The sequence below is a fragment of the Pseudomonas sp. PA-7-1E genome (assembly GCF_021605325.1).
Taxonomy (GTDB): Bacteria; Pseudomonadota; Gammaproteobacteria; order Pseudomonadales; family Pseudomonadaceae; genus Aquipseudomonas; species Aquipseudomonas fluorescens_BV.
Genome location: NZ_WKFA01000087.1, coordinates 1 through 16,308 on the forward strand (window position 1 = coordinate 1; position 16,308 = coordinate 16,308).

The following is a 16,308-nucleotide window of genomic DNA, read 5'->3' on the forward strand; positions in this document are numbered from 1 at the left end:
ACAATGCCAGAATGCCAATGATGGGCGGAAATAATGAGTCTCGCGGAACTGGGCTTAGGTATGATTTTGCCGCCTCACTTTTGAGGTTTAGTGTCACAACCGTATCGAATCCAATTTACTTTTTGCTGCCTGCTATGTTTGGAAAAATATCCGCATAAATTTAATTTTCAAGGAGCCTCTAAATGGCAAGACAAGAAATAAATATCGGTGTTGCACCCACAGGTGCTGGCGGCGATACAACCCGCAGTGCTGCCATTAAAATTAACGCCATGACCCAAGAGCTTTACTCTCGTAATGGTCTACTTGGCACTGCCTCAAATAAAAATGTAGGTATTGGGCCAGGCGAAATTCAAGATGTGAGTGCACCAGCAGCGATGGTCGGAAACTCGGCCTTCGCGGAAATCGGCAGTCACTTCACAGCTTACGGGGACAACACAACAAACGTCCCTGCGGGCGGGCTTTATTGGGCTGGTATGAGAGCTCAATTCCCATTCCAAAACTGCGCTGTGGACTTAGTGGGCCAAGTTCTTTCAATTGGCAGCATGAACCTTATGTTTCGCACTGTAGCGGGAAATGGTGGGCCTGATCCATGGCGCAAGATCTACCACGACGGCAACACCACCAGGGGCTCAGGCGGAGTTCTGTCGGCAGCATCGCCAATTGTCCGCATTGCAAATGTTGCTGATACCACCCGCCTTGATTTGCAGGAAACCACTTTCGAGCCCGTCGGCGGCTGGGGCGTTGCAAACGACCAGGCCCAGGGTGTAGCGGTTGAGCGGCTGGGTGTCGGCGAGTACCGCATCACTGGATGCCTGGGGCTGGCACTTGAAGGCTGGCGAACGCATGACCCGGTCTCGCCAGATGGCGGTCGGATGCTGGGTATCACCGAAAGCCACCAGGATGAAGATGGGGCCGTCACGGTACGTCTATTCAAGCAGCGTTGGACGCTGACTGATGACGGGGAAATGGTGTCAGGTCGTGGGGCGCCGATAGATGTACCGCTCAACAGCTGGATCGATGTGCGTCTTGAGATGCCTGCTATTGAGTACCCATCACCACCGCCGCCACTCCCAGCCACCACCGAAGAATGACAGCCCGCCACTGAGCGGGCTTTTTTACGCCTGGAGAAAATTATGCCGAACATCGAAACCCGCGGCGTCCGTAACAAAAACCCCGGAAACATTGACTACAACGCGAGCAACCAGTGGCAGGGGCAGCTCAAGCCCGACCTTGCGATCGAGAAGCGCTTTGCCAGGTTCGACACCCCGGAGAACGGTATTCGTGCCCTGGGTAAGCTGCTGCTGACCTACCAGCGCAAGCATGGCCTGAAGACTGTGAAGGCGATAATCAGCCGCTGGGCACCGTCGGTGGAGAACGACACCGCGGCGTACGTGCGTGCGGTCGAAGTGAACACCGGCACCCGACCTGGCGCCGAGGTGGATCTGGCCCGGCCCGCTGTAATGGCTGGATTCGTCAAAGCCATCATCCATCACGAGAACGCAGGCTATGCCTACCCTGATGCGGTGTTGGCCGAAGGCGTGCGGCGGGCACTGGCATGACCTACATCGCTGTTCGAAAAAATTAGCATCTCTCAATTCACATCAATCGCGAAGGATCGCAAATGACAAACCCAATCGTTCCATGGATGGGCGGCAAGCGCCGTCTTTCGAAGCGCCTGCTCGCGTTGTTTCCAGATCACGAGTGCTACGTCGAGGTGTTCGCCGGCGGCGCTGCGCTGTACTTCAAGCGAGAGGAACCTGCAAAAGTCGAGGTTTTGAACGATCTCAACGGCGACCTGGTGAACCTGTACCGCGTCGTCCAGCACCACCTGGAGGAGTTCGTGCGCCAGTTCAAGTGGGCGCTTAGCTCTCGGCAGATATTCGAGTGGCAAAAGATGACGGCCCCCGAGACGCTGACGGATATTCAGAGAGCCGCGCGGTTCTTCTATCTCCAGCATCACGCCTTTGGCGCAAAATCCACAGGGCAGACGTTCGGCACCGCAACCACCGGCCGGCCTATCAACCTGCTACGGATCGAGGAAAATCTATCGCAAGCATGGCAGCGCCTTGCCGGAACCTACGTTGAGAACCTGCCCTGGCTGAAGTGCGCCGAAAAATACGATCGGCCTCACACCTTTCACTATATGGATCCGCCTTACTGGCAGACAGCTGGGTATGGCGGGGAATTTGGCTTCGAGGAGTACGAGCGAATGGCCGACTTCATGCGGACCTGCCAGGGCAACGTCATGGTCAGCATCAACGATCATCCTGACATCCGGCAGGTGTTTCACGGGTTTCGGTTAGAGATGATGGACATCCGCTATAGCACCGCCAACCCCCGGCAAAGGAAGGCGGCTGTGACGGGCGAGCTGGCGATCATGAACTGGTAAACCCTGATGGGAAGAGCGCTCACCGCGCAGGATGTTAATTCGTAGCGTCATCGAAAATCAGGAATAACGCCTCTATCGTGGCCGGCGTCAGAGCGCGTGCCGCTTCAAGCCCTTCGACGAACCCGGCAGCACGCTCTCCCGCTAGCGTACGAGACGCATTGTCGGACGCTCTGGCTATGCGTTCGAGGTGGGACGTTGCCCGGCTCTGAATCAGCGGCGGGAGGTTCATCTCTACAAGTTTCTGAGTGTCGTTCATCGTCGTTATGCCTGTCTAAAACTACCTCAACCTAGCACGCATTCATTGGGTGTAAAGGGCGTTAAATGAAAGTAGAGTTTTAGACAGCGATCTACTTAAACCCGCGTATGGCGTGGCTCTGGACCATTTCCAGCCGATACTGCTGCATCATGGGGGTGTGGGAGGACAGATCGGAAATTGCTTTATTCATCAGTGGCTTAGAGTGTCTCGTCGAATTGGTGGGGGCAAAAAAGGGGCATTTTAGCATCCACTTTTTGGGCACGGTGCCATCAAGCTGCTCGTCATTTTCCAAGAGGCCGCGCTATGATGCCTTAAGTACATCCCTTGGCCCATTTTTTCAATGGAAGCATTTGCCCTGGTGACTGTCTTTCAGCCCGACCTAGGGAAGCGTCTATAAAATAAAGGATTATCATGGCTATACCAGCACCTAGAAAACCGATCAGTCGCACGCTGCAGCTGAAGCCAATTCAGTTTTCTGAGCTCAAAGATGGCAACGATACAACCTTATCTGGCTTGATGGCTGTATTGGCCGGCGAGCTTCCCACCGTCGGGTCACGGACTGATACGACGGGTGTAACACTCGCTGATATGAGTGTGATACCTAATCAATGTACATTTTTTAATAACTATCAAGACCTGGGTGATGACACCTGTCTGTTTGAGATTTGGACATACGAGCCTGGCACGATTCCGCATACGCTTACACCTGACCCTAGCCTAGAAAATGCTGTGGTTGATACGGTTGCATTGGAAGTCGATGAGGAAGGTAAAACTAAAGAGTTTATCCATATTTCTCATGTGTTGGCATTTGGGCGCTGCGCCATAATTGAAAGTACGCGCAGTACCGGCGGTGTCCATAATATTCAGCGTTATTTGAATAAAATGGCGCGTGGAATAGGACTTGGTAGAAGAGGTAACTTCTTCTTTACTGATGCTGTTTCAAGTAGTTTGTCTAAAGAGATTGATCGTGCTGGTGGCGCGAGTGGATTTACCGTTGGCGTAACCAGCGTGGATCCTAATAGCAAAAGTGAATTGCTGGGGGTTCTTTCTGGTGTTCGTGGTTATATGCCCTCGTCGGGAATTTTGACAGTTGATTGGAAATCCAAGGATAAGCTCCCTACGGATAAGGTCATCAAGGCATACGACGAAGCGCAGCAGCAAGAAGAGGTAGAGACTGTTATAATTCATTTGAATGACGGATCTTCCATTCGTGGATTGTCCAAGTTTAAGATCAAGAAGACTGTGCATGTGGACGACGTCGGTGGGAAAAATCCGGATCGTGCCGAACTTGCACACAAGATGGTGCTCTATCTAGAGGAACTTTGCACTCCCGGTAAGGATGGAAAAAGGATTTTGGACGAATCTGGAGGGCTGGCAGATAATGAAATATTTATACCTAATTCCCGAAGAAGTAAGAAACGCGAAGCTGGTAAGTGATGAGCTGGGAGAGGTGGCGCGTTCGGGTTCTAGTAACACTGCCTATTTGTGCTGGAATGCTTTGGTCTTAGTAGTAGGTGGTGTGCCAGGATACTTTGGTGCTTCCTTCGTTGATGATAATTTACTCAATGCTATTATTGCGTTTAGCGGTGTGATAATTGGGTTTGTGATTACAGCGATGCTTTTTTCTGGGCGTAGCCAATATTTGACTAAGATGACTTATGAGCAAACGTTGTTGTATGCTCAGAAGACTAGATACATGCTCATGTCTCAAATTAATACGTTGTTCTCGTTTTTGATGTGTTTGCTGTTTTGTATTTTGACTATGGTTTCTAGTAAAAGTGGTTTTTTGCATCAGCCCACAGCGGTAGCGTTTTCGGCCGGTTTTTTTGTACTAGGTTGTTATCGGGTTTTGTTGTTGCCTTTCCAAATTTATGATGTTCACTCGTTTGCTCTAGATAATTTGATCGCTGATTCAAATGAGAGCACGACAACTGATGTTAAGTCAAAAACGGCAGAAAGATTAAGGCTTTTGAAGCGATAATAACTGTTCAAAAAAAGCGCCTTAGGCGCTTTTTGTTTCTTTTAATTTTGACCATATAAGTTCTAGTTCTTTAGGGGACTCATCATCCATCCATTTAGCATAAACCTCGACCAGCATTGTGAAATCTTTGTGACCCATCTGCTTCGCGATGAATGCAATGTTACCTCGAGTTGTCAGGCACCAGCAGGCGTAGGTGTGGCGAGTTTGATATGGCCGACGTGGACGGATGCCTGAACGCTTTTGGATCGCTGCCCACTTGGTGTTCCACGCGGTGGGAACATACCAGAAGTTTATGATCTTCTTGCGCGCCTGAGTGGATGGGGAAAGCAGTGGGGTAACCCTCTCTTTCCGGCTCTCGTGCCTGTTCTGGAACACCTCAATGACGCGTACAGGATGATCGGCAACAATCGACAGCAACACCCGGCAGGCTTCGACCGCTGGTGGCATTAATAATACTGAGCGGGGCTTCCCCGTTTTAGGAACCTTGAACGTGCCATTGGCGGTTATGGCGCGGGTTATGTTTATCTGCCCTGCGTCCAGGTCGATGTCCTCTACAGCCAGCGCGCATAGCTCACCTGGTCGAAGCCCGGTATACACGGCCAAGGTAATCGCCGCAGAGTCCTGGGGGTGAAGGCATCCTCTATCGACCAGCAGCTGAAACTCATCACGAGTAAGCGGATCCGGCTCTTGGCCTTGCATTGCGAACCGATTGCACGCTTCTGATAATCCCTTGCGGCAGTATCCATTGGTCTCGCACCAGCCCAGGAAACCGGCGAACGTCGCCAGGTAGTGATTGACGGTTGACGGCGCTCGATCTGCAATCAGCAACGTCCTCAGCAATTGAATGTCTTCGGGCAACAAAACTCCGGCGAAACGATCAATTCCAACCAAGGCAGTGCAGATGTCCAAGGCATAGCCGTACTTCTCCTCGGTCATCGGCGTGATGTCGACAGCCTTCAACGGCTTGTACCGCTCCAGTAATGCCCCAAGCCTTTCGTCCTTGGCACTGCTGTAGTTGGTCGCGTGCTTTGAGTTTGGAAAGTGCCGCCCATACTCAAAGTGGTCGGTTTTGATCTCATGAAGAATTGCCGCCCTTAATAGGGCGGCGTGTTTGATGTTGGCTTTGGTGATCGGAAGGCCGAGGGATTCGCGGCAGCGCATACGCCGCCACATGAACACAACGCGCAGGTTACCGCCGTGTATCTCAATCCCCTTGTGCTTTGCCAGCTCGGTTTCTAGGCCGCTTCCTGAGGTGCGCTCTCGGCCCCAGGTGCCGTTTTTCACTTTGTGGCGAATGGCGTCTTCGCTATAGCCAGTAAGTTCTGAGGCGCGGCTGATCATTATCCAGCGTGGAAATCTCATATTTTTCCTCTCCACAGGCTGCTGTCATGCGACATTGAGCGGACTGACAGTGGGTATTGCTCAAGGCCAGCCCCACGTCGGTGAGCAGGGGCGCTACTCGCAAAACGTGGATAAAAGGGGGCTAATCGGTGCACACGTTCCAAGTGAAAAGTATCAACGACATGTTATTGAAGCTGGACTGGGAGATAAGTCAGCTGCAGCGCAGTTACATCTCCAATGCGGTGGATAACCTTTCCACGTCGAGTTATTTTGCAATCAACGGCGCCCTCACGGCGTTCCACATTTGTGAATGGATCTGGCACAGCGGAAATGAGTTACAGCGTGCGATTTGGGGAAAAGGTCAGAAGGTAGGGGGGCCTACGAAGACAAACTTCCAGTTGAATCTGAGAGATGCTTGCCCAAACCTCACGGTATGTCGTGAGATCGCGAACTCCTTCAAACATTACGCCCCAGATCGTCATACCGATGAAGCGGTCAAGCCTGCCTCCGTTTGGTTTACTACTTTTCCGGCAAGGGCAGGGATTGCGCGAGCTGGGGACGCGTTGAACTCTCCGGCCGCAGTAGTGATGATTTCCAATGGCGTGGATACGCTGCCTGTTGCTCACGTCCTCAGCGTCGTCCATGGATACTTGGAGGACTTCTGTGAGAAACACGGGCTTCTTGGCGAAATTATTGATTAGGGCGGCAGCCTTTTTACCCTCTTTGCCAGGCTGCGCGAGCGGGCGTTTCTGAGCGGTTAGCGTTACATCACTGAGCGCTGCCCTGCGCAGATTTTCGTGGGGTATGAGTGCCTCGGCAGTGGCGCTGGGAGGAGCAATGATGCCTGCTGCTGCGCAGCAGAGACTGTTTGTTTCTAGCGTGTCGCCACCATTTGCAGCAATCCGCAAAGCGGACAGGGCACCGGTGTTGTTCTGTCGGTTCTCGGCCAGGTAAAAACACAAAAAGAGGCGACGCATTTATTCAATGCGCCGCGCCCCTCTTCCTAGCTCCTTACCGAATGTTGCCGGGCGAATCCAACACCTTCACCACATCATCAACTACCGCCTTCACCATTTCCTGCAAGTAATGCGACGCCCAGGCATAACGGTCCGTCTCCTTGGTCATCGCCGCATCTTCTGCGAGCAGTTTGGCGACATGGAGAAGGTCGGATGCGTGATGCAAGGCGTCTTGCAAGGAAACACCGCTGTTGACGCGGAATAGAGGTTGGTCGGAGTGAAAGAAGAAGGGGGTGACACCAAGAGTGGTTAACGCAGGCGGATTTGTAGCGGTCATCGGTAAAACTCCCATATCAAGTGAGAGCTACCACGTTCGTTATCAGGCGAATGGGGTGGCAGCTGTGCGCAGGCTGATAAACCGGAGATACAGGAACCCGGCAGACCCGAAGGTCTCCCACGCACAGCCGCCATTGCACGAAATGATGGGCGAAAAAAAACGCCTGCAAATCGGGTTTGGTGGCGCTTGGTGCGCCTGCATCTTGACGGGTTATCAGGCCCGGTCGCTGAATTGGCAGCGACGAATGGAAGGGTAGCGTGGTGATAGGGAGGGTGCAACTGGGAAAATTGTGTCTTGGAAATAAATGCGTCCCCTTTTTTCCACGTCCCCTTTTTTCAGGAGTATCAGGGCATCTGATACGTGAACGCAACCGAGAAAGACAGAGATATCCTGGCGCGCACGTTGTACGGCGATGGCTTTGAAGACCAGATTGCCTTGGCCTCGACCATTCGCAAGCGTGTGTTCGACGGCCAGGCCGCATCTTGGTGGGGAGGGATATGCTGGCGTGTGCCTGAAGCCGTTGCAGTTCAACTGCTGGAACCAGAACGACCCGAACTACACTTACCTGAGCGGTGCCAAGCAGATCCCTGCCGCGCAGTGCGCCTAGGTTCAGCGCGCGGCTGACCAGGTTATATCGGGTGCGGTGCCGGACCCTACCGGCGGCGCTACGCACTACTACGCGACCACGGTGCCAAAGCCCCGGCCTAGGCGTCGAAGGCAAAGCAAACGCTGCGCCTCGGTCACCATGTCTTCTTCAAGGATGTGCCGTGATGACGCCCGTACAGATCATGGTCACACTTTGCTGGCGATGGTGATCAGCGCCGCATGCACCTGGCAGGTTCAGGAATGGCTTATAGGTATGAGGCTTGTCGAGCAGGCCGGCAGGACGCCGTAGGGAGTTGGGGGTTAGCAGGCTGATTTGACTATCAAGTGCCCAAACATTTCCATGTATTCATTCGGGCCATCAAGGTCGGCAGCATCAAAATCACGTGACCAGTGAGCGAGCCAGTTTTCAAGATCTTCAGCGCTGTACTCGTGAGTTGCAACACCAACCATAATATCGACGAATTCGTCGCTGGGCGCGGTCAGCTCGTAACCATTCAGGAGGAGAAAAATATACCCAGCAGCTGCCGCAGTTCGCTTATTGGCGTTTGCAAAGCAGTGGTTTTTGATGAGGCTTTCCATAAGAACTGCGGCAAGACAGAACATGTCGTTTGTCTGCGTGTAGTACCTATGAGTCGCAGGTCTTGCCTGGGAGGAGTGGAGCAGTTCTTCGCTGAGGACGCCCAACGGTTCCGTTGGGGTTTGCGCTAAAATTAGGCGTTTGTTAATCCATATAAGAGCATCTGGAGTGAGATAGCGAATCCCCTCCAGGTGCTCGCTTAGCGCAGACGTATCCATTGTCGACACAAATTAGACCTTTGCCAGAGCCTCGAACGCCTTTTCATAACGCTGGAAAGCTGTGCAGAAGGCTTTTTCGATTTGAGCCTGGTATACGCCTTCAGCCGAACGTGGTTCCGCCACGCGCGATTTGTCGCGCTGAGGGATGTAGATGCGGTCGGTTTTTTTCAGTGCGTGTCCCACGGTTTTCTCCTCGTCCCGGCGGTGCCGGGGAATGCCATAACTGGTCCAGAAATGGTCTTCATGCTCCGTAAAACGTAATTTACGGTCCACTTAAAGTGGATGGCGATTCTTCATATGTCAACGCATGAAGTCAATGAAAAATAACTATCGGAAAGCCCGTTCGTCATTTGGTTACCATTCACACAGTGTGTATCGACCGAAATTTCTGTATCTAAATGCTCTGTTGAGACCATTCATAAAATCAGACAGCAATCTGGCTAAGCAGTTCGTAAAATTGACCAGCCGATCAGGATGCGACCGATAATCTCAGGAAAATTCTGTCTAAAACTGTTGAAAGTGATGGGGCAAAGGGGGCGCTTGGCCCAGCATTTTTTGCGATGGCGGCAAGGTTAACACGCGAGGTGGCGGGTTCGCAGGTTGCAAACGGCCAGGTAAAACGCAAATTAACCCAATAAAAAGCCCGGCACAGTACCGGGCTTCGAAAGGCGATGTGCAATCAAGCTCTTTTCGCTTCTGCCTCATCATCACGAGATTCTGCTGCTTGGTCGCTTCAGTCAGAACCTCACTGTAGACGCGCTTTTTTTGATCAGATTTTGCGTCACGGATAAAGTCGGCAAAGGAGCTTTTTGCGCCTTTGGACAAGCCCAGCTTGATCGATATCATCAACGCGCTCCTGATGGTGGCCCGAGCTTAGCCGCTAGATCGGCCCGTGTATGCTGCTCGGGAATATGGTAGTCAATTTTGTCGACACCTGCTTTGTAAAGTCGTCCAGAGTTGTCGATATACTTGATAGCAAAACCTCGCGAACGTCCCCGCTGATTAAGCGGCAAACTCGTTGCGAAGCTCATCGGGGTCGATCCATAGGAGGTCGAGACTATCACGCGATTCCAGCTCCTTTACTGGCCGAAACGTCACTTAATACATCGGTTTTATGTATAAATATGCAAATTAGCATTTGCCAACCCCAAAAACTCCCGTCACTATCCGCGTTATGCAAAAACGCAACGTTTCTATCGTCTTAAGAGAACTGCTGGATCGCGACCGGATCTCCCCCACGGAGCTCCATCGGCGCACCGGCGTGCCTCAATCCACACTGTCCCGGATCCTCAGCGGCAAGATCGTTGATCCGTCGGATAAACACATCTCGCGCATCGCCGAGTATTTTCGCGTAAGTACTGATTACCTGCGCGGGCGCGCAGCAGTGGGCGTTGTGCGCGACGATGGGCGCGACCCGATGCATTCGGAACTCAAGGACATAAGCCTGTGGGACGACGACACCCCCGTTAATGATGACGAGGTGTCGATCCCCTTTCTGCGCGAGGTTGAATTGGCTGCTGGATCAGGAAGATTCGTCATCGAGGAAAGTGAGAAGGCCAGCCTGCGGTTCGGCAAGCGCAGCCTGCGGCATAATGGTGTGCAGTTCGACCAGGCCAAATGCGTGACGGTACGTGGCAACAGTATGTTGCCGGTATTGCGCGACGGCGCCACGGTAGGGGTGAATGCCGGCAAGAGCGGCATTGGCGATATCGTGGATGGCGACCTGTATGCCATCAATCACAACGGCCAGTTGCGGGTTAAACAGCTCTACCGCCTACCTTCCGGTATTCGCCTGCGCAGCTTCAACCGTGATGAACACCCCGATGAGGACTACAGCTTCCAGGATATCCAGGATGAGCAGATCAGCATCCTCGGTCATGTTTTCTGGTGGGGCATGTACGCCCGCTAACCTCCACGCGTAAGAAGAAACCCGCCCATGTGCGGGTTTTTTTTCGTCCATAGAAAACCGGCAAAACCCAAGCCCGCCAGGCTTCGAATGCATCCGTGCATTCCTGTAGCAAAAAAATAAATGCATTTGTGCATTGACTGTATATGCATACATGCATATTCTTCATCTCAAGCCAGCCAACAAGGCCTGGTGGAGGCGGCAAGGATGCTGCCAAGGAAGACAAGGAAGGCACGCAACATCGGCAAGGACGCCATCGAAGCGATGACAGGGATGCCAGGCAACACCGGCAAGGATGCCGACGCTCTTTAGTTTCAACGCTTCAACAACAGGCAGCGATGAACCGGCCTTAACGGTTCAGAGGGTTGGCAACTGACCCGGGTGTGCAGCGTAAAGCACCAAAAGCAGTTATCCGGCAGACAGGGATCGTGGTCGGAAAAACATCGAGGAAAGGACCGTACCGCGCCAGTAGCGCCGAAAGTCCGAGGACATCATTACTGAAAAGCCCGGGCGACCGGGCTTTTTGGAATGCCTACCTACTCAAGCATTTGTAAATGAAATACGGACTATTTATTGCTCAGCCAGGAGGCGTGACATGACAAGTGAACAGCAAGCGTTAGCGGAGATGCCTATCTGGCTGGTCATCGTACTGGCAGTGATCGGCGGTGTATCCGGCGAGATGTGGCGGGCCGACAAGGAGGGCGCCCGCGGTTGGTCGTTGATCCGCCGCCTGGCCCTGCGTTCCGGGGCGTGCATGGTTTGCGGGGTTTCGGCTTTGATGCTGTGCTACGCCGCCGGCATGTCGATCTGGACCGCCGGCGCCATTGGTTGCCTGACCGCCATGGCCGGTGCCGACGTGGCTATCGGCCTTTACGAGCGGTGGGCGGCCAAGCGCATCGGGATCAACCAAGGCTCCCGCCAGGACCCGCAGTAATTGTTGCAAGGACGCTACTAAAATGACGCTTATCGAAAAGCCATCGCAACTGCCCCAGGCCATTGGCGCGGCGCTGCATGCAGCCCTCCCGGGCCTCAAGGTGGGGAGCCACCAGGATTTCCAGGGCGACGCTGAAAAAAACGGCGTAATGGTTACGGTCGAAGGTAATGGCCCTGGCATTCGCTCTCGCGAGGGGCGCAAAGCCCACGTCTTGACCATTTCACTCAGGGCCATGGTTGCTCCCGGTGCATTGGCGTTCGATGCCTGCGACCTGGCCAGCCAACTGATGGACCTGGTGCTGGATAACCGATGGGACCTGCCCCCGGCACAGTGCGATTTGCCGGCGAATATCGTCGCTGCGCCCGCTTTGCGCACTTCCGTAGAAACGGACTACGACACCTGGACGGTTTCCTTCACGCAAACCCTCTATCTGGGGCCGGCGTTACTCGACGATCCCACAGGCCAACCGCTATTTGCCTGTACCTGGGACGTCTCCAACATCGACGACCCGGCCCAATACAAGCCACTGGCGGAGTAGCCCATGTTCGACGCGCTGTTACGCATGCAATTGGGACCGATCGTCGAACGCCTGGCAGAGATGGAGAGCCAGCTCGAAGACCTTTACCGCCGCGCTGAAAGCTTCTGCCGGATCGGAATTTGCCAGCAGGTCGATGCAGCCAGCAACACCTGCAAGGTCAGCCACGGTGATTTGCTGACCCCGGCGATCCGCTTTTTCAACCCCAGTGCAGGTGCCCAAACCGAAACCCGTATCCCCACGGTGGGTGAACAATGCCTGCTGCTCAACTACGGCGGGGGAGAAGGCGGTGTGCAATCCGTGGCTTTGTTTGGCCTCAACAGTGATCGTTTTCCGCCAGTCTCCAGCGTTGCGACGTTGACCCGGCGCCGGCATCAAGACGGTACCCAAAGCGACTACGACGATGCCAGCCATACCTTCAACTGGGTCAACGGCCCAACCATCGTCAGCGGCTCCCGTGAACAGGTCGACATTAAAGTCGGCGCCGTCAGCCTGACCCTCAACGCCCAGGGCATCACCCTGCAAGTCAGCGGTACCAGCCTGTTGCTGGATGCCGGCGGCGCGCACTTCAGCGGCCCGGTGGTGGACCATCAAGGACGCGTCATCAGCCCCCGATAAGGACACCCTATGCTCGGAATCGATAGGAACACCGGGGCAGCCGTCGATGACTGGCTGCAATTTGTGCAGCGCGCCACCCGGGCGCTGACCACTCCTGTGGGCACTCGGCAAAAACGCCCGCTGTACGGCTCACTCATCCCGCAATTGCTCGGCCAGAACCTGGGCGACGACTTGCTGATCCTCGCCCAAAGCCACGCCGCCCAAGCGTTCTACAACATCCATAACGGCATTGGCGACTTTGACCCTCAGGTCATCGTCGCTACCCGCCAGGGCGCCGGCCTGCTGCTGCGGTTTGCCGGCACCTGGAAAAACCGCCAACAATCCTTCGAGGTCGTGACATGAGCATGTTGATCCCCGGCCAGAACCAACTGGCGGAACCGGCCATCATTAAGGTGGATGAGTTCGAGCCGTTGCTGGCCGAATTCAAAGCGTTTGTCATCGACTATGTCGCCACCCGCGCGCCGCAAAGCGCAGCCAAACTCCAGGTCAGCCTCGACAACGAGAGCGAACTGCTGACCCTGGCCCTGGAAGCTTTTTGCGTGCGTCTGCAAACCCACGAGCGCAAATACAACGCCCGCATCAAGCAGATGCTGGCGTGGTGGGCAACCGGCAGTAACCTGGATGCACGCCTGGCCGATATGGGCCTGGAACGCCAAATGCTCGACCCTGGCGACCCGGCCGCGTTCCCGCCCGTGCCGCCTACTTTGGAACGCGATGACGACGCTCGCCTGCGTTACTACCTGGCACCCCACGCTCCAGCAGCAGGCTCGCGGATGCAGTATCGCCGTGAAGTGTTCACCCTTGGCGAGCGCCCGGCGGTGAAAGTACAGAGCGCGACGCCGGGTGTGGTGACGGTCACCTACACCTTCGACCCGGACGGCTATGCGGCGCAGATCAAGGACGGCAACGCCCGACGCACCGCACCGGGGGAAGTCATGGTCACCGTGCTTTCCAGGGAGGGTGACGGCACGCCATCTGCCGACTTGCTTGACGGTGTACGTCGACATTTCGCACGGCCGGATGTACGGCCCGAAACCGATCTTGTCAGCGTCCAGGGCGCACAGATTCAGCCCTACAAAATTCGCGTGGTGGCCAAGATCAACGCCGGCCCGGACTCGGGGCTGACCCAAGTGGCGGCACAGAAACTGCTGCAAGATTACGCAGAGTCCTGCCACCGCCTGGAAGGGCGGGTGGACCCCAGCTGGATCGACTACGCCATCCACAGTGCCGGCGCTGCGCAACTGCAAATCCTCGAACCGCTGGCGCCGATTGTCAGCACCGCGTTCCAGGCCCCGCATTGCACGGGCGTCGAGGTGGAGGTGCGCACGCTATGAGTGAACCCAAAGCGAGTTTGCTGCCCGCCAACAGCTCACCGCTGGAAAAGGCGTTGGACCTGGGCTTCGGCACATTGCTTGAGCGCGTCACCCCGCCGTTTCCGGCCCTGATGAACCCGCTGCACACCCCCAGCGAGTTCCTGCCTTACCTGGCCGCAGACCGTGGCGTCAGCGAGTGGGATGCCGAGGCCAGCGAGGCGGAAAAACGCCTGACCGTGGCCTTGTCCTGGCAGATCCAGCGCCAGGCCGGCACACCCAAGGCGCTGAGTCATGCGGTGGAGTCATTGGGCTTCACGCCCAATATCAGCGCCTGGTACCAGCAACGTCCGCTGGGCGTGCCTTACACCTTCGACGTGCAGGCGATCATCGGGCGCAGCTGGTCCAGCGGCGATCACAACCGGCTGATCCGCCGCATCAACGCGGCAAAAAGTGAGCGTGATCAGGCGACGATTACCATCGTGCATGAGACCGAAGGCCAGCTCGCGCTCACGCAAGTGCTCGACGCGCCTTTAAGCGACGGCGAGTTCTATCTGAACGGCGCGCTGCCGGACCTGGCGCTGGTGGCCCGACTAAACAGTGCCGGGGTTGCCCAGCACTACACCATTAACGATTACGACCTCAGGGCGCAGCCATGACAGATGAAATCACGCGCCTGGTGCGCTTCACCTCCAAAGGTTTGGATGAAGTGCTGCAGGCAAAGAACCAGGGCCTCAAAGGCGAAATCACCCACATCGGCGCCGGCACCGCACGCTACAACCCCGACGGCAGCGAAGTGGCCTTGCGTGACGAGCGCCAACGGGTGGCCATCGTTGATTACGAAGACCTGGGCGAGCGCCAACTCAGGATGGCCGCGCTGTTCGATGGCGATGGTGAGTATGAGATTGGCGAGTTCGGGTTTTACCTCGCCAGCGGGACGTTGTTGGCGGTGTATTCCGTGGCGGGGAAGTTGCTGACGTATAAAGCGGCGGCGGCGCGGGTGCTGCAGAAGTTTACGCTGGATGTTTCGCCGTTGCCGGCGGATAGCGTGACGGTAGCGGTGGGGACTGAGAATCTCAATATCCTGCTGACTGAAGAGCTAGCGTCGCTCTCGGCAGCGAGCATCGACACGATGACACGAGGTATTGGGGTGCTGTTTCGCCTGATAGCGCTGGAGGCGAAGACAGATTGATCGCATGCTTCATTTGGCCGTCAGGATGCAATACGTTGGCTTGATTGAAAGCCGTTAAGGAATGACCAGTAAAACAAGGAGTTCAAACATTGAGTACTGAACAGCAATTGGCCGCAGTTGTCAGCGCGGCAAACAACTTAACGAATACGGTGGCGGGTAAGGTAGGGGAGATTGATAAAGCCCTTGCAGATGCCCAGAGGAAATATGAAGACCAGCTTTTGAGTTTAAGTCGCCATATACCCAGAGTGGCGATGACAAAAAACTTTCATATGGCTCCTGATGTGACCGGTAACCTGATTGACGGTTGGTATGTGCATACTCAGGTCACAGCGACAAAAACACGGACGATGACTCAGGTAGCTCAATCGGCGGGGCGTCCTCAGGCAGACGTCGATTTTATGCGCCAGGTTCAGGCAGATGTGCGTGAGCAGTTTCCTGATTTCGATATTAGTTCGGCCGAGTATTGGCGAAACCCCATTCACGTCTGGCAAATGAAATGGTCGGAGGACAATGTCAGTCCTTGGCTTGCTTTCCCTTGTGCGGTCGATATGGAACGATTGAGCGGAACAACACCTGTGCCTCTCAATACTCACATGACAATAGCTGCTTTTGTTCGGGTGGTAGAGGGTTCTGTCGACGGTACGTGGACTACGGGTAACAAAAAGGGTAAATGGCGCTGGTGCGCTGTTCCCGTGCCCCCGACAGGGTTCTTTTCTCACTATATGCATATTCACCCTATGCGTACTTCTAATAGTGGACTAATTGAAGTCATGCTTGGCGGTGCCTGTACAGGTGTCGTCACTCACCCATCCGATTGGGGAACTATGTTGGCTCTGGGTTAAGGAAAATACTGATGAAACCTGAATTTGCACTTGCTGAGATTCACCCGCTGATTAAATGGACACTGATTCGTAAAGCTCGCGACGCTGACCTGGCGGCCAGTGATTACGCGGCCATGCCCGACTATCCAATGTTAGACAAGGATCGTCCTGTATTTATGGCCTACCGTCAGGGCTTGCGAGATATTCCCGATCAAGGCAGCGATCCTGATGCAGTTGTATGGCCCTCTAAACCTGGCTTTTTGAAATAACCCACCGCGAAAGCGGTTTTTTTTCGCCTCCCCCAAAGCCCCTCCCCGCAGGGGCTTTTGCA

21 protein-coding genes and 1 pseudogene are annotated in these 16,308 nt (G+C 54.8%); 17 read left to right on the forward strand and 5 right to left on the reverse strand.

All coding sequences use genetic code 11. The features are described from left to right. The first annotated feature begins 182 nt into the window (after positions 1–182). From GIW79_RS28245 to GIW79_RS28265, 5 genes are all read left to right on the forward strand, one after another. A complete protein-coding gene (locus GIW79_RS28245; protein WP_236477456.1) occupies positions 183–1,091 on the forward strand; it encodes a phage tail fiber protein in 909 nt (302 codons plus the stop codon). A gap of 42 nt (positions 1,092–1,133) precedes the next feature. Continuing rightward, positions 1,134–1,559, forward strand: coding sequence for a structural protein (locus tag GIW79_RS28250; RefSeq protein WP_236456053.1), 426 nt, complete (start codon positions 1,134–1,136; stop codon positions 1,557–1,559). A gap of 62 nt (positions 1,560–1,621) precedes the next feature. Next, complete coding sequence (locus tag GIW79_RS28255; protein ID WP_236456051.1) at positions 1,622–2,389, forward strand: DNA adenine methylase; 768 nt, start codon at positions 1,622–1,624, stop codon at positions 2,387–2,389. Positions 2,390–3,056: 667 nt separating this feature from the next. Next, on the forward strand, positions 3,057–4,082 hold the full coding sequence (locus GIW79_RS28260; RefSeq protein ID WP_186526484.1) for a hypothetical protein: 1,026 nt from the start codon (positions 3,057–3,059) through the stop codon (positions 4,080–4,082). Beyond that, a complete protein-coding gene (locus tag GIW79_RS28265; RefSeq protein ID WP_186526485.1) occupies positions 4,027–4,626 on the forward strand; it encodes a hypothetical protein in 600 nt (199 codons plus the stop codon). Before GIW79_RS28260 ends, GIW79_RS28265 begins: the two co-directional genes overlap by 56 nt. 21 nt (positions 4,627–4,647) lie before the next feature. Here the strand turns inward: GIW79_RS28265 and GIW79_RS28270 are convergent, their stop codons facing one another. Next, a complete protein-coding gene (locus tag GIW79_RS28270) occupies positions 4,648–5,988 on the reverse strand; it encodes a site-specific integrase (protein WP_236456049.1) in 1,341 nt (446 codons plus the stop codon). Between the two features lie 128 nt (positions 5,989–6,116). Here GIW79_RS28270 and GIW79_RS28275 point away from each other — a divergent pair, with 128 nt between their 5' ends. Continuing rightward, a complete protein-coding gene (locus GIW79_RS28275; protein ID WP_236456047.1) occupies positions 6,117–6,668 on the forward strand; it encodes a hypothetical protein in 552 nt (183 codons plus the stop codon). 310 nt (positions 6,669–6,978) lie between these two features. Here GIW79_RS28275 and GIW79_RS28280 read toward each other — a convergent pair whose 3' ends face one another. Continuing rightward, a complete protein-coding gene (locus GIW79_RS28280) occupies positions 6,979–7,260 on the reverse strand; it encodes a DUF3077 domain-containing protein (protein ID WP_236456046.1) in 282 nt (93 codons plus the stop codon). Between the two features lie 360 nt (positions 7,261–7,620). On the opposite strand from GIW79_RS28280, the pseudogene GIW79_RS28285 reads away from it, so the two are divergent. Beyond that, a pseudogene (locus GIW79_RS28285) lies at positions 7,621–8,031 on the forward strand (cell wall hydrolase). A 135-nt stretch (positions 8,032–8,166) separates the two neighbouring features. Here GIW79_RS28285 and GIW79_RS28290 read toward each other — a convergent pair. The 3 genes from GIW79_RS28290 to GIW79_RS28300 form a co-directional block, all read right to left on the reverse strand. Further along, positions 8,167–8,661, reverse strand: a complete 495-nt coding sequence (locus tag GIW79_RS28290) for a type II toxin-antitoxin system death-on-curing family toxin (protein WP_186526488.1) — start codon at positions 8,659–8,661, stop codon at positions 8,167–8,169. 12 nt (positions 8,662–8,673) lie between these two features. Next, entirely contained in the window at positions 8,674–8,844 is a 171-nt protein-coding gene (locus GIW79_RS28295) for a hypothetical protein (protein ID WP_198832728.1), read from the reverse strand. A 321-nt stretch (positions 8,845–9,165) separates the two neighbouring features. Then, positions 9,166–9,507, reverse strand: a complete 342-nt coding sequence (locus GIW79_RS28300; RefSeq protein ID WP_186526567.1) for a hypothetical protein — start codon at positions 9,505–9,507, stop codon at positions 9,166–9,168. Positions 9,508–9,826: 319 nt separating this feature from the next. On the opposite strand from GIW79_RS28300, the gene GIW79_RS28305 reads away from it, so the two are divergent. The 10 genes from GIW79_RS28305 to GIW79_RS28350 all read left to right on the forward strand — a co-directional run bounded on the left by GIW79_RS28305 (position 9,827) and on the right by GIW79_RS28350 (position 16,246). Continuing rightward, positions 9,827–10,570 (forward strand): LexA family transcriptional regulator, encoded by a 744-nt coding sequence (locus GIW79_RS28305; RefSeq protein ID WP_169918753.1) that lies wholly within the window; start codon positions 9,827–9,829, stop codon positions 10,568–10,570. 592 nt (positions 10,571–11,162) lie between these two features. After that, positions 11,163–11,501, forward strand: coding sequence for a phage holin family protein (locus GIW79_RS28310; protein ID WP_034126475.1), 339 nt, complete (start codon positions 11,163–11,165; stop codon positions 11,499–11,501). A gap of 22 nt (positions 11,502–11,523) precedes the next feature. Next, positions 11,524–12,039, forward strand: a complete 516-nt coding sequence (locus GIW79_RS28315; RefSeq protein ID WP_236456044.1) for a hypothetical protein — start codon at positions 11,524–11,526, stop codon at positions 12,037–12,039. Between the two features lie 3 nt (positions 12,040–12,042). After that, complete coding sequence (locus GIW79_RS28320) at positions 12,043–12,654, forward strand: phage baseplate assembly protein V (RefSeq protein WP_236456042.1); 612 nt, start codon at positions 12,043–12,045, stop codon at positions 12,652–12,654. Between the two features lie 9 nt (positions 12,655–12,663). Continuing rightward, entirely contained in the window at positions 12,664–12,996 is a 333-nt protein-coding gene (locus tag GIW79_RS28325) for a phage baseplate protein (protein WP_197900809.1), read from the forward strand. After that, entirely contained in the window at positions 12,993–13,988 is a 996-nt protein-coding gene (locus GIW79_RS28330; RefSeq protein ID WP_236456040.1) for a baseplate J/gp47 family protein, read from the forward strand. The genes GIW79_RS28325 and GIW79_RS28330 overlap by 4 nt, the downstream gene beginning before the upstream one ends. Next, positions 13,985–14,623: a phage tail protein I gene (locus GIW79_RS28335; protein WP_057976043.1), complete on the forward strand. Its 639-nt coding sequence runs from the start codon at positions 13,985–13,987 to the stop codon at positions 14,621–14,623. The genes GIW79_RS28330 and GIW79_RS28335 overlap by 4 nt, the downstream gene beginning before the upstream one ends. Continuing rightward, positions 14,620–15,156, forward strand: a complete 537-nt coding sequence (locus GIW79_RS28340) for a phage tail protein (RefSeq protein WP_236477457.1) — start codon at positions 14,620–14,622, stop codon at positions 15,154–15,156. Before GIW79_RS28335 ends, GIW79_RS28340 begins: the two co-directional genes overlap by 4 nt. An 89-nt stretch (positions 15,157–15,245) precedes the next feature. Then, positions 15,246–15,998, forward strand: a complete 753-nt coding sequence (locus GIW79_RS28345; protein ID WP_236453158.1) for a hypothetical protein — start codon at positions 15,246–15,248, stop codon at positions 15,996–15,998. A gap of 11 nt (positions 15,999–16,009) precedes the next feature. Beyond that, a complete protein-coding gene (locus GIW79_RS28350) occupies positions 16,010–16,246 on the forward strand; it encodes a tail fiber assembly protein (protein ID WP_198861632.1) in 237 nt (78 codons plus the stop codon). Positions 16,247–16,308: the final 62 nt, after the last annotated feature.

Excerpts from the sequence above, each read along its gene's own strand:
- GIW79_RS28340 (WP_236477457.1), top strand. The coding sequence starts at position 14,620 with ATGACAGATGAAATCACGCGCCTGGTGCGCTTCACCTCCAAAGGTTTG.
- GIW79_RS28310 (WP_034126475.1), top strand. The coding sequence starts at position 11,163 with ATGACAAGTGAACAGCAAGCGTTAGCGGAGATGCCTATCTGGCTGGTC.
- GIW79_RS28250 (WP_236456053.1), top strand. The coding sequence starts at position 1,134 with ATGCCGAACATCGAAACCCGCGGCGTCCGTAACAAAAACCCCGGAAAC.
- GIW79_RS28280 (WP_236456046.1), bottom strand. The coding sequence starts at position 7,260 with ATGACCGCTACAAATCCGCCTGCGTTAACCACTCTTGGTGTCACCCCC.
- GIW79_RS28290 (WP_186526488.1), bottom strand. The coding sequence starts at position 8,661 with ATGGATACGTCTGCGCTAAGCGAGCACCTGGAGGGGATTCGCTATCTC.
- GIW79_RS28265 (WP_186526485.1), top strand. The coding sequence starts at position 4,027 with ATGAAATATTTATACCTAATTCCCGAAGAAGTAAGAAACGCGAAGCTG.
- GIW79_RS28300 (WP_186526567.1), bottom strand. The coding sequence starts at position 9,507 with ATGATATCGATCAAGCTGGGCTTGTCCAAAGGCGCAAAAAGCTCCTTT.
- GIW79_RS28315 (WP_236456044.1), top strand. The coding sequence starts at position 11,524 with ATGACGCTTATCGAAAAGCCATCGCAACTGCCCCAGGCCATTGGCGCG.
- GIW79_RS28260 (WP_186526484.1), top strand. The coding sequence starts at position 3,057 with ATGGCTATACCAGCACCTAGAAAACCGATCAGTCGCACGCTGCAGCTG.
- GIW79_RS28245 (WP_236477456.1), top strand. The coding sequence starts at position 183 with ATGGCAAGACAAGAAATAAATATCGGTGTTGCACCCACAGGTGCTGGC.
- GIW79_RS28330 (WP_236456040.1), top strand. The coding sequence starts at position 12,993 with ATGAGCATGTTGATCCCCGGCCAGAACCAACTGGCGGAACCGGCCATC.
- GIW79_RS28320 (WP_236456042.1), top strand. The coding sequence starts at position 12,043 with ATGTTCGACGCGCTGTTACGCATGCAATTGGGACCGATCGTCGAACGC.
- GIW79_RS28335 (WP_057976043.1), top strand. The coding sequence starts at position 13,985 with ATGAGTGAACCCAAAGCGAGTTTGCTGCCCGCCAACAGCTCACCGCTG.
- GIW79_RS28270 (WP_236456049.1), bottom strand. The coding sequence starts at position 5,988 with ATGAGATTTCCACGCTGGATAATGATCAGCCGCGCCTCAGAACTTACT.
- GIW79_RS28350 (WP_198861632.1), top strand. The coding sequence starts at position 16,010 with ATGAAACCTGAATTTGCACTTGCTGAGATTCACCCGCTGATTAAATGG.
- GIW79_RS28325 (WP_197900809.1), top strand. The coding sequence starts at position 12,664 with ATGCTCGGAATCGATAGGAACACCGGGGCAGCCGTCGATGACTGGCTG.
- GIW79_RS28255 (WP_236456051.1), top strand. The coding sequence starts at position 1,622 with ATGACAAACCCAATCGTTCCATGGATGGGCGGCAAGCGCCGTCTTTCG.